General features: G+C 61.0%; 11 protein-coding genes. 7 read left to right on the top strand and 4 right to left on the bottom strand.

The features are described from left to right. Window positions 1–8: 8 nt before the first annotated feature. The 4 genes from CKW18_RS10875 to CKW18_RS10860 all read left to right on the top strand — a co-directional run bounded on the left by CKW18_RS10875 (window position 9) and on the right by CKW18_RS10860 (window position 3,936). Window positions 9–665 carry an alginate O-acetyltransferase AlgF gene (locus CKW18_RS10875; RefSeq protein ID WP_095188798.1) on the top strand — a complete coding sequence of 219 codons (657 nt, stop codon included), beginning with the start codon at window positions 9–11 and terminating at the stop codon, window positions 663–665. Window positions 666–882: 217 nt separating this feature from the next. Beyond that, complete coding sequence (locus tag CKW18_RS10870; protein WP_095188797.1) at window positions 883–2,334, top strand: mannose-1-phosphate guanylyltransferase/mannose-6-phosphate isomerase; 1,452 nt, start codon at window positions 883–885, stop codon at window positions 2,332–2,334. 276 nt (window positions 2,335–2,610) lie between these two features. Continuing rightward, window positions 2,611–3,075, top strand: coding sequence for a multidrug transporter (locus CKW18_RS10865; protein ID WP_095188796.1), 465 nt, complete (start codon window positions 2,611–2,613; stop codon window positions 3,073–3,075). A 36-nt stretch (window positions 3,076–3,111) separates the two neighbouring features. Continuing rightward, complete coding sequence (locus tag CKW18_RS10860; RefSeq protein WP_095188795.1) at window positions 3,112–3,936, top strand: SDR family oxidoreductase; 825 nt, start codon at window positions 3,112–3,114, stop codon at window positions 3,934–3,936. A gap of 109 nt (window positions 3,937–4,045) precedes the next feature. On the opposite strand, the gene CKW18_RS10855 is transcribed toward CKW18_RS10860, so the two are convergent. The 4 genes from CKW18_RS10855 to CKW18_RS10835 form a co-directional block, all read right to left on the bottom strand. After that, on the bottom strand, window positions 4,046–4,912 hold the full coding sequence (locus tag CKW18_RS10855; protein ID WP_095188794.1) for an HlyD family secretion protein: 867 nt from the start codon (window positions 4,910–4,912) through the stop codon (window positions 4,046–4,048). A gap of 15 nt (window positions 4,913–4,927) precedes the next feature. Then, window positions 4,928–5,128 (bottom strand): DUF1656 domain-containing protein, encoded by a 201-nt coding sequence (locus CKW18_RS10850; RefSeq protein WP_095188793.1) that lies wholly within the window; start codon window positions 5,126–5,128, stop codon window positions 4,928–4,930. After that, window positions 5,118–7,310 (bottom strand): FUSC family protein, encoded by a 2,193-nt coding sequence (locus CKW18_RS10845; RefSeq protein WP_095188792.1) that lies wholly within the window; start codon window positions 7,308–7,310, stop codon window positions 5,118–5,120. The genes CKW18_RS10850 and CKW18_RS10845 overlap by 11 nt, the downstream gene beginning before the upstream one ends. Before the next feature lie 140 nt (window positions 7,311–7,450). Beyond that, entirely contained in the window at window positions 7,451–8,950 is a 1,500-nt protein-coding gene (locus CKW18_RS10835; RefSeq protein ID WP_095188790.1) for an efflux transporter outer membrane subunit, read from the bottom strand. A 220-nt stretch (window positions 8,951–9,170) separates the two neighbouring features. On the opposite strand from CKW18_RS10835, the gene CKW18_RS10830 reads away from it, so the two are divergent. From CKW18_RS10830 to CKW18_RS10820, 3 genes are all read left to right on the top strand, one after another. Then, entirely contained in the window at window positions 9,171–10,139 is a 969-nt protein-coding gene (locus CKW18_RS10830; RefSeq protein WP_095188789.1) for a LysR family transcriptional regulator, read from the top strand. Between the two features lie 412 nt (window positions 10,140–10,551). Further along, entirely contained in the window at window positions 10,552–10,926 is a 375-nt protein-coding gene (locus CKW18_RS10825; RefSeq protein ID WP_095188788.1) for a DUF6124 family protein, read from the top strand. Window positions 10,927–11,651: 725 nt separating this feature from the next. Beyond that, window positions 11,652–12,026, top strand: coding sequence for a DUF6124 family protein (locus tag CKW18_RS10820; protein ID WP_095188788.1), 375 nt, complete (start codon window positions 11,652–11,654; stop codon window positions 12,024–12,026). Window positions 12,027–12,093 lie beyond the last annotated feature (67 nt).

Here is a 12,093-nt window from a genome sequence, read left to right as displayed (position 1 = left end):
GGTACACCATGACTTTCACTACTACTCCTCGCCGTCTCGCTAAACGCTTCGCATTGGTTGCTGGCCTCAGCGTGCTTTCCGTACCCGCCTTCGCCGGTGGCGACGCTGCCCTCTACGGCCCGACCGCACCGAAAGGCTCGACCTTTGTGCGTATCTACAACGCCAGCAACGCTGAAGTCAGCGCCACTGTCGGCAGCACCAACTTGAGCGACGTTGCGCCACTGGCCAGCAGCGACTTCAGTTTCATGCCGGGCGGCGACTACAGCGCCAAGGTCGGCAGCCAGACCCTGCCGGTAAAACTCGCCGGTGACCACTACTACACCCTGGTCAACAACGCTTCCGGCGCGCCGCAACTGATCGAAGAACCGCCGTTCAAGAACAAGCAGAAATCCCTGGTGCGCGTGCAGAACCTCAGCGACAAACCGCTGACTCTGAAGACTGCCGACGGCAAGACCGACGTGGTACCGAATGTGGCGGCCAAGGGCCGTGGCGAACGCGAAATCAACCCGGTGAAAGTCAGCCTGGCGCTGTACGAAGGCGACAAGAAAGTCGGCGACGTGAAGCCGGTCGCTCTGGAGCGCGGTGAAGCGGCGGTGCTGTACGTCACCGGTTCCGGCAGCAGCCTGTCGCCAGTCTGGGTGAAACGCCCGGTGTCGACGCGCTAATCAATTTTCCTGACTGACCCCCTCCCCACTGTGGGAGGGGGCTTGCTCCCGAAAGCGGGCTGACATTCAACCGATATGTCGACTGATACACCGCCTTCGGGAGCAAGCCCCCTCCCACCCTTTGACCGGGTTGTCAGTTCGGGTACGAAACAAAAACAAGAGTGAAACGACACAACGTTCGTGCCTCTAACCCAATCGATTTTATGGAGTAAACAATATGATTCCGGTGATCTTGTCAGGTGGTAGCGGCTCACGTCTTTGGCCGCTTTCGCGTAAGCAGTTTCCTAAGCAATTCCTCGCCCTGACCGGCGAACACACCTTGTTCCAGCAAACCCTGGAACGCCTGGTGTTCGAAGGCATGGACACGCCGATCGTGGTCTGCAACAAGGATCACCGTTTTATCGTCAACGAGCAGTTGGCCAACCGCAAGCTGGAATGCCAGCGCATCCTGATGGAACCGTTCGGCCGCAACACTGCGCCGGCCGTGGCCCTGACCGCGATGATGCTGGTCAATGAAGGTCGTGACGAACTGATGCTGGTGCTGCCGGCCGACCACGTGCTCGAAGACCAGAAAGCCCTGCAACGCGCCCTCGCCCTTGCAACCGTTGCCGCCGAAAACGGCGAAATGGTGCTGTTCGGCGTGCCGGCGACCAAACCGGAAACCGGTTACGGCTACATCAAATCCACCGCCGATTCGCTGCTGCCCGAAGGCGTCAGCCGCGTCTCGCACTTTGTCGAAAAACCGGACGTGAAACGCGCCACCGAATACGTCGAGTCGGGCGGTTACTACTGGAACAGCGGCATGTTCCTGTTCCGCGCCAGCCGCTTCCTCGAAGAGCTGAAAAAGCACGACCCGGACATCTACGACACCTGCCTGCTGACCCTCGAGCGCAGCCAGCAAGACGCCGATACCGTCACGCTGGACGAAGCCACCTTCGCCTGCTGCCCGGACAACTCCATCGACTATTCCGTAATGGAAAAAACCCAACGCGCCTGCGTCGTGCCGCTGACTGCCGGCTGGAGCGATGTCGGTTGCTGGTCGTCGCTGTGGGAAGTCAATGAGAAAGACGCCAACGGCAACGTCACCAAAGGCGATGTGGTCATCCAGGACAGCAAGAACTGCATGATCCACGGCAACGGCAAACTGGTGTCGGTGATCGGTCTGGAAAACATTGTGGTGGTCGAAACCAAGGACGCCATGATGATCGCCCACAAGGACAAGGTCCAAGGCGTCAAGCAGATGGTCAACACCCTCAACGAACAGGGTCGCAGCGAAACCCAGAACCACTGCGAGGTCTACCGTCCGTGGGGCTCCTACGATTCGGTGGACATGGGCGGGCGTTTCCAGGTCAAGCACATCTCGGTCAAGCCGGGCGCGTGCCTGTCGCTGCAGATGCACCACCACCGCGCCGAACACTGGATCGTGGTCAGCGGCACTGCTGAAGTGACCTGTGACGACAACGTGTTCCTGCTCTGCGAAAACCAGTCGACCTACATCCCGATTGCCTCGGTGCATCGCCTGCGCAACCCGGGCAAGATCCCGCTGGAAATCATCGAAGTGCAATCGGGTTCGTATCTGGGTGAGGACGATATCGAGCGTTTCGAAGATATCTACGGCCGCTCCACCCCGATCGAGCGCGGCGTGTCGGTGAAAACCATCGCGCAGTAACGATCGACAACGCTCAGTAAACCAAGAAGCCCTCGCCCAGCCCACTGCGTCCCCTATCCGCAGCGGGTTGGACGGGGGCTTTTTTTGTCCGGATTCTGTGTCGCCGGCAATGGCCTCTTCGCGAGCGCGCTCGCTCCCACACTTGAAATGCATTCCCCTGTGGGAGCGAGCCTGCTCGCGAAGAGGCCCGGTCAGACACCGCAAGTCCCGATGCCCATCGCCAACCTCACCTACGCTTAGGTAGGATGCCTCTCTATCCCTTCGAGGTTGTCCGACATGTTCATCGGCATTTTGCTGGTCATCACCTGGCTGATTCTGTTGCTGCGCTATCCGGCCAAGGCCCTGCCGGTTTCGGTGGCGGCGGCGATTGGCCTCGGTCTGGTCGCCATGTGGGTGGTGTGGCTGGACAACCGCGAGATCAAACAGCTGGCACGGCTTGAACTGCGCATCAGCTATGCGCCCGAACAATGCCCGGCGGATCGGCCGTTGCAACTGAAGATGAACAACGGCAACAGTGTGCCACTGACCGAACTGCGCTGGCGTATTGCAGCCTATGCGCCGGGCGACACGGTCAATCTGGCCGACAATCAATACACTGCCCCGCGTTATCGCGGCCCCGGTGAATTGCAGGCCGGCGGCAGTTGGGAAGATTGCTTGCCGATGCCGCCACTGCGTCCCGGCTATCGCCCACAAACCCTGGAGTTTCGCGCCGAGCGATTGCAGGGTAGTTTCTCCGACTGATTCCCTTCCCCACCCTTTTTGCACAAGGAATGCGCCATGCCCGTTGCGTTGATTACCGGTTGCTCCAGCGGCATCGGCCGCGCCCTCGCCGATGCGTTCAAAACCGCCGGTTTCGAAGTCTGGGCCACTGCGCGCAAGGCTGAAGACGTCGCCGCACTGGCCGCTGCCGGGTTCACCGCGATCCAGCTGGATGTCAACGACGGCGCAGCGCTGGAGCAACTCGGCGAACGCATCAACCAGCAACACGGCAGCCTCGACGTGCTGATCAACAACGCCGGTTACGGCGCCATGGGCCCGCTGCTCGACGGTGGCGTGTCAGCCATGCAGCGCCAGTTCGAAACCAACGTGTTCTCGATTGTCGGCGTCACCCGCGCGCTGTTCCCGGTGTTGCGCCGGGCCAAGGGATTGGTGGTGAACATTGGCAGTGTTTCCGGCGTATTGGTCACACCGTTCGCCGGTGCCTATTGCGCCTCGAAAGCGGCAGTGCATGCGTTGAGCGATGCCTTGCGCATGGAGCTGGCGCCGTTCGGCATTCGCGTGATGGAGGTCCAGCCAGGGGCGATTCAATCGAGCTTCGCCAAGAACGCCGGGCATGAGGCCGAGCAGTTGATCAACGAACAATCGCCGTGGTTTCCATTGCGAGAAGGGATCCGCGCGCGGGCCAAGGCGTCGCAGGACAAACCAACGCCGGCCCTTGAGTTTGCTGCTGTGCTGCTGAAGGCTGTGCAGCAGAGCAAGCCGCCACGGCTGATCAGGATTGGCAATGGCAGTCGGGCGCTGCCGTTGTTGGCTGCTTTGCTGCCCAAGGGCTTGCTGGAATCGACGTTGATGAAGCGCTTCGGGTTGCGCGGCCAGCTCTGACACCGCGTTACCGTTCTTCGCGAGCAGGCTCGCTCCCACAGGGATCTTCAGTGCAACGCGAATCCAGTGTGGGAGCGAGCCTGCTCGCGAATGGCAGTACCTCGGTCTGTCAGTTATCCACAGTGTCCTGCTTCACCACCACCGTACAAGTAATCCCCGCCGCCAACAAAACACCCTCCGGCACTTCATCAATGTGAATGCGCACCGGCACTCGCTGTGCCAAGCGCACCCAGTTGAACGTCGGGTTCACATCGGCGATCAGCTCGCGGCTTTCCGGGTTGTCGCGGTCGTAGATGCCGCGAGAAATGCTTTCCACATGGCCCTTGAGCACTTCGCCGCTCATCAACTGCATGTCGGCCTTATCACCGACTTTCACGCGGGGCAATTTGGTCTCTTCGAAGAAGCCGTAAACCCAGAACGAATTCATGTCGACCACGGCCATTTTTGCCTCGCCGATGCGCGCGTAATCACCGCGATGCACGTTGAGGTTGGTCACGTAACCGTCGACCGCCGCGCGTACTTCGGTGCGTTTGAGGTTGAGTTCGGCGGCTTCCAGTTGGGCCTGCGCATGTTGATAATCGGCCAGTGCGGCGTCGGCGATGTTGCTGGCGTCGTCGCGGTTTTCCTTGGAGATCACCAGGTTGTCCAGATCGGCGCGGCGGTGGGCGTTGACCTTGCGCATCTCCCACGTCGACTTGCGCGAGGCGACCAGCGACTGCGCCTGTTTCACCGCGATGCGGTAGTGCTCCGGGTCGATCTGCATGAGCAAATCGCCCTTCTTCACCAATTGGTTGTCGCGCACCGGCACATCGATGACTTCACCGGTCACGTCGGCGGCGACGTTGATGATGTCTGCGCGAACGCGGCCATCGCGGGTCCACGGCGTGTTCATGTAATGCACCCACAAGGTCCGGCCGATCCAAAGCGCCAGGGCCAGCACCAGCAGGGTCGCGAGCAGGCTGAAAAACTTTTTCATCTGGATGTTCTCAACTCAACGGTAAACAGTCAGCGCCATCGCGCCAAACAGACAGGAAAACAGGCTCAGGCGCAGCAGCGCCGGGTGCCAGAAGAAGCGGTACAGATCGAACCCCGACAAGAACCGATCCACCGCCCAGGCCAGCGCCGCAGCGATGAAAAACATCAGGGTCATGGTCGGCATGTACACGCCGTGGAAGGCGATTTCACGAGGCATGGGCAAATCCTTCGGGCTTGGCGGGAGCAAAAGCGGCCAGCGGTGATTGCGGGTCAAGCAACGAGGTGCGGATGAAGTGCAGATAGCTCTTCACCCGGCGCAACGCTGAGGTATCGAAGTGCGGCGCGAACGGCTCATCGGTGGCCGCCACGCGACTGATCGCATGATCGACCGCCACCAGCGCCCGTTCGAGATTGCTTGAGTTCGGTTGCAAGAACAGCCGCACCAGCGCCCGGCCCATCACACGGATCGCCTGCCGCCACGGTTGCGATTCGGCATAGGCCGGGTGCACCGGCAGAATCGCCTGTTCCTTGCGCAACTCGATGATCGCGTGGCCGACTTCCAGCACCACGAACATCCAGCGCAGCAGATTCTTCTGCACCTTCGGCTCACCGGCCGCCAAACCATAAGCCTGATGCAGCAAATCGCGGGTGCGGCTCTCGAAACTCGACGCCAGGCCTTTGAGCTTGCCACTGATCGCGTAGACCACTTGCCCACGCAGATCCTGCTCCAGCCGTCGCCACAACCAGCGGCTGTTCGGCGGCAAAATAATCGCCCCCGCCGCCGCACACACCAGCATGCCCATGACCATGGCGATGTAGTCGTTGATAAAGGTGTAGGGGTTGTAGATCGTCAGGTTGTCCGGCACCGAACCGGTGCTGAAAAAGATCAGCAGACCGAGGCCGACACCGGCGTATTGCGGCCGCGACGTAAGGAATGAGCCGAGCACGATCACTGGCGCGAGCATCACGCACAACAGTGGAAAACCGTCGATCCACGGGAAGATGAAAAACATCTCGACGAAGCCGATCAGCGCACCAAGGAAAGTGCCGCAAGCCATCTGAAATGCCATGCGTTTCGGGTTCGGCGTGGCAGCGGAGAGGCCCACGGTCGCGGCAGCAATCAGGGTCATGGTCGCGCCGCTCGGCCACGCGGTGGCGACCCAATAACTGCCCAGCACGATCAGAATGAACGAGGCGCGAATCCCCGAGGCCGCTGCCGCCCACCAGTTGGTTTGCGGGGTGAACGGCTCGTCCCAGCGCTCACGTTCGTGGCGGTGATCGGCCAGGGACGCGTGGGTTTGCGCGTAACCGTGCAGATCATCGACGAAGCGATAGAGCAATTCATACGCGGTGTGGAAATCCAGTTGCTCGGCGTCGCTCGGCTCGCTCTCCTGAAAGATGGCGCGCAGGCTGCGCACTCGTGCCGGCAAACCTTCCTTGTAGCTCGCCAGCGCCGTCGCCAGTCGCGCGGCATCGGGGCTGGTCAGCGCCCGACCACTGAAGCCGTCGAGCACTTCGGCCAAGTCATGCAAGCCTGGCCTGATGGCCGCGACAACGTGCTCTTCGCCATTGCCACGCAAGCGCTCAAGCAACTGATGCAGAGCGTTGAAGCGCGTGGTGATACCCATGAACTCGCTGTTCAAACGGCTCAGGCGACCGTTGCGCCGACGCATGTGCGGGTCTTCAAACACGGTGACGCTGCGCAGCCCTTCCAGGCCCACGGCTTCGGCGATGAAACGCACGTTGCTGGCCTCGAAAGATTCGGTTTTGCTGCGCCCGCGCAAGCCATCGGTGACGAACAGCGCGAATACGCCGAAGCGCTGATACAAGGCATTGCGCATCGCCGCGCTGGCGGTCTGTGGCAGGATCGCGGCGCTGACCACGGTGGCGCAGAGAATCCCCAGCGAGATCTCCAGCACCCGCCACACCGCCGCCATGAACGCGCCGTCCGGGTGCGCCAGCGCCGGCAAACCGACCATCGCTGCGGTGTACCCGGCCAAGACAAAACCGTAAGCGCGGAAGTTACGGCAACGCGCGGCACCAGCCGAGCAAATGCCGACCCAGATCGCCAGCGAGCCGAGGAACAGTTCGGTATTTTGCGCGAACAGCGCGATCAGCGTGACCATCATCGCCGACCCGGCCAGCGTGCCGAGAAAGCGATAGAAACTCTTGGCGAACACCTGACCACTTTGCGGCTGCATGACGATGAACACGGTGATCATCGCCGTGCGCGGTTGCGGCAATTCCAGGCGCATGGCCAGCCACAGGGTGAGGAACGCGGCGAGCAGCACCTTGAAGATGTAGACCCAGGTCACGCCGTCACTGCGCGCCCAGTCAAAGAAACCCCGGCGCCATTCCAGGGAGTAAAGCCAGCGTAGAGGTGCGGGCAAGGGAGTCATCAATTGTGCTCAGAAAAGTCGGGGCGGGCCGGGATCCTGTGGGAGCGGGCTTGCTCGCGAAGGCGTCTTCAGACTCAACATCGATGTCGACTGATACGCCGCGTTCGCGAGCAAGCCCGCTCCCACATCGGGTTTTGTGTTCAACGTAGGAATACCGGGGTTTTCGGGGCCGCTGTCTGTTCAGAGCTCGGCACGTCGTTACCGGCACCGAGGCCACCACCCAGCGCCGTCACCAACTCGGCATGCGCAGTCAACCGCGCCGCCTGCACCTGCTGTTGCACTTGCTGCTGTTTGAACAGCAGTGTTTGCGCGTTAAGCACGTTGAGGTAATCGGTGAGGCCGCGCTGATAAGCGATCATCGCGATGTCGTAAGTCTTCTGCGCGGTGGCCACGGACTCGGCAGCGAAGCCCTGCTGCTTGTCCATCGACTCGCGGCGGATCAACTGGTCGGAAATGTTCTTCAGCGCATTGACCAGCGTCTGGTTGTAATGCGCCACGGCGATGTCAAAACCGGCCGACGCTTCGCCCAACTCGGCACGCAATCGCCCGCCGTCGAAGATCGGCAACGAGATTGCCGGGCCCACGTTGTAGGTGAGTTTCTTGCCGGTCAAAAACTCCAGCGCACCGCCGCCGGTGGCCATGTAGCCGAGGCTGCCGACCAGATCGACGTTGGGATAAAAACCGGCATGCGCGACATCGATCCCACGCGCCTGCGCCGCCACTTGCCAGCGACTGGCGACCACGTCCGGGCGTTGGCCGAGCAGTTCGGCGGGCAACGCTGAAGGCAGTTTCAACGCGGCGCCGAGGGAGAGCGTCGGGCGCTGCAACTGCGCGCCCTCACCCGGGCCTTTGCCCGCCAGTGCGGCGAGTTGATTGCGGCTCAGGGCGATCTCTTCGTCCAGCGCATCCAGTTGCCGATGGGTTTCCGGCAACGGCGTTTGCGCCTGACTGACCTCAAAGTGCGTGCCGATCCCGCCGTCCAGACGCTTCTGCGCCAGCTCGAGAATCTGCTGTTGCTGTTTGAGCGTCGCGGCAACGATGTCGCGCTGGGCGTAATGCAGCGACAGCTCGATGTAGGCCCGCACGATATTGTTCTGCAACTCCAACTGCGCCAGCCGTGCTTCGGCAGCACTCATGTGCGCCAGATCCACCGCGCGTTCACTGGCATTGCTTTCGCGGCCCCAGAGGTCAAGGGCGTAGCTGAAACCCAGCGCGGCGTTGTTGTCCCACGTGGTGGTGTTGGCCAGTTCGCCCGGGCCGTAGAACTGATCGGTCGGCCAGTTGTGGCGTTTGAGGGTCGACTCGCCATTGATCTGCAACGACTCGGCCGCTTCAGCGACACCGGCCATGGCCTTGGCCTGACGCACCCGCGCGGCGGCCATGGCCATGCTTGGGCTGCCTTGTACGGCGAGGTCAATCCAGCGGTTCAATTGCAGGTCGCCGTAGGCTTGCCACCATTGCGCGGTGGGCCAATTGGCGTCACGGGCGGCGTGGGCGATGGCGTCGTCGGTGGCCAGCGCATTGGCCTGCAATGCCTTGCCCTGGGGGGCAATTCCATCAGTTGAGATGCAGCCGCTGAGACCCAGGGTGAAAGCCAGAACACTGAGCGGCAAAAGCGCTCTGTTGATGCGACGCGGCACAGCTGCGAATTCCTGAGAAGAGGATAAGGCGGGACATGTTTTATGTAGGAGCCTGCGGCAGCTCCTACAGGGAACGGCGCAATTCTAGGGGGCGACCTGAGCGGCGATAAGCTGGGAATCCTGTGAATCTTTGTTACCGTTAACGAGATAATCCTTAAGTCTGGGGTCTCAGGCCCCGAAACTTCGTGTCACAATTTGCCATCTCCCTTGAGAGCACCCCATGGACACTTTGCAAAACATGCGCGCCTTCAGTTGCGTGGCCGAAGCCGGCAGCTTCACCGCCGCCGCCGTGCAGCTCGACACCACCACCGCCAACGTCTCGCGCGCGGTCTCCAACCTGGAAGCCCACCTGCAAACCCGACTGCTTAACCGCACGACTCGACGCATCGCCCTGACCGAAGCCGGCAAGCGCTATTTGCTGCGCTGCGAGCAGATCCTCGCCTACGTCGAAGAAGCCGAAGCCGAGGCCAGCGAAGCCCACGCCCGCCCCGCCGGCCAGCTGAAAGTCCACACCATGACCGGCATCGGCCAGCACTTCGTGATCGACGCCATCGCCCGCTACCGCAAGACCCACCCGGACGTGACCTTCGACCTGACCATGGCCAACCGCGTGCCGGACCTGCTCGACGAAGGCTACGACGTGTCTATCGTGCTGGCTCGCGAACTGCCAGACTCGGGCTTCGTCTCGCAACGGCTGGGCATCACCTACAGCATCGTCTGCGCCTCGCCGGCCTACGTGAAAGCCAACGGCTGCGCGCAAAAGCCCAGCGACCTGCTCAACCACGCCTGCCTGCGCCTGGTGAGCCCGGTGATCCCGCTGGAAAAATGGGCGTTCGATGGCCCGGAAGGCCAGGAAATGGTCACCATCAACAGCTCACCGTTTCTGGTGAACTCCGCCGACGCGATGAAAACCGCAATCACCAGCGGCATGGGCGTCGGCGTCCTGCCGGTGTACGCGGCCATCGAAGGTTTGCGCAACGGCACACTGGTGCGGGTGATGCCCAACTACCGCTCGCAGGAACTGAACCTCTACGCGATCTACCCGTCGCGGCAATACCTGGATGCAAAGATCAAAACCTGGGTCGAGTACCTGCGCGGCTCACTGCCGGAAATCCTCGCCGCACATCAAGCAGAACTGACCGCCTACGAACTCAGCGGCAGCCTCGCCGGCGCCCGCGTCGCCAACTGACCTTAAACAACCCACAGGACCTGTAGGAGCTGCCGAAGGCTGCGATCTTTTGATGTTGATGTTTAAAAATCAAAAGATCGCAGCCTACGGCAGCTCCTACATTTCGGGGTTTTCGCGGAAGTTTCCGACAGCTTTTGAAGGTTGTCCGTCGGAAGTGCCGTGGATAGGCTTTGGGTGTCGCTGACGAATCAGCGACCGGGTCTGGAAAACCCGATTTCAACCACCAAAGCTCATGGCATACTGCGGCGCTTTTTCTGCTCGCAATGTTATGGCAGCTGTGCGCGGGAGGCCCTTGGGCCTGCCGGATTTGGTGAGTTGGGCCGGTTTTTCCAGTCCGCGTACAGCTGCCACCCTATCGCCTGGAAAACGAAAAGTGGCAGCTTCAACTCAACTTGCCATGAGTATGTTCCCCATGAAAAAGCCAACACCCAATCCGCCCGAAGCGGATAACACCACGCCTTACGAAGCCGCCGGCTCGAAGAAATTCCACGAAGCCGCCGAGCGCGCCCTCGACCACTACCTCAAACCCAACGCCACCACCCTGAGGTTCCACAAACCCAGCACCATGTTCCAGGTCGCCCCGGGGCAAGACAACGAAAGCCTCCTCGTCCACGCCTGCGAATCACTGGCACAAGCCAACATCATGAGCAGCGACATCGCCGCCTACGTCGACCTTCCGCAGCGGCGCACGATTCTGGCGATCCAGCAGATCATCATGCTCGCGGAACTGGCCGTGAACCGCGTCCTGGATAACCACGAAATCCCCCAATCTGCGCCACACAACTAACCCCCTGTGGCAGCGAGCGTGCTCGCGAAGGCGTCAGCCCATTCAACATTTTTGGTGCCCGATATAATACCGCTTTCGCGAGCAGGCTCGCTCCCACAATTGGATCGTATGCAGTCTGCAAGATATTGGTCGGCTGACGGGCCGCCATCGCGACGGACCAACCTCCACAGCAAAACAACAGCAAGATCAAAAGATCGCAGCCTTCGGCAGCTCCTACAGAAGTAACAAGTCCAACCCGCACGCGGCGAATGCCGCCCCGCTCAACATGATGAGCGTTAGCTCGGCTGCAGCTCTTAAGCTTGATCCACAGATCCCTTCATCGCACGCGCACGCACTGCCAACTTATTTTCAACACACTGCGAAACCTGCAGGAGCTGCCGAAGGCTGCGATCTGTTGACCTTGATGTTTAAAAATCAAAAGATCGCAGCCTACGGCAGCTCCTACATTTCGGGGTTTTCGCGGAAGTTTCCGACAGCTTTTGAAGGTTGTCCGTCGGAAGTGCGGTGGATAGGCTTTGGGTGTCGCTGACGAATCAGCGACCGGACTTGGTCGTCCGGGTTTAGAATGGCGCACTTTTCAAGCTTGCTTAATGGCGAGCTGTGCGTGGGAGGGCTTCGGCCCTGCCGGGTTTCCATTCCCTGGTCGACCAACCCGCGTACAGTTCGCCACCCTTCTGCTTGGTCGCAGCGTCTGGCGAACTCCACATCCCGAATGGAGTTTCATCATGAAAAAGCCAACACCCAATCCGCCCGAAGCGGATAACACCACGCCTTACGAAGCCGCCGGCTCGAAGAAATTCCACGAAGCCGCCGAGCGCGCCCTCGACCACTACCTCAAACCCAACGCCACCACCCTGAGGTTCCACAAACCCAGCACCATGTTCCAGGTCGCCCCGGGGCAAGACAACGAAAGCCTCCTCGTCCACGCCTGCGAATCACTGGCACAAGCCAACATCATGAGCAGCGACATCGCCGCCTACGTCGACCTTCCGCAGCGGCGCACGATTCTGGCGATCCAGCAGATCATCATGCTCGCGGAACTGGCCGTGAACCGCGTCCTGGATAACCACGAAATCCCCCAATCTGCGCCACACAACTAACCCCCTGTGGCAGCGAGCGTGCTCGCGAAGGCGTCAGCCCATTCAACATTTTTGGTGCCCGATATAC

Source organism: Pseudomonas sp. Irchel 3E19, from assembly GCF_900187585.1.
Taxonomy (GTDB): domain Bacteria; phylum Pseudomonadota; class Gammaproteobacteria; order Pseudomonadales; family Pseudomonadaceae; genus Aquipseudomonas; species Aquipseudomonas baetica.
Note: the sequence above shows the minus strand (reverse complement) of the source record. Positions and strands in the feature narration are given on the sequence as shown.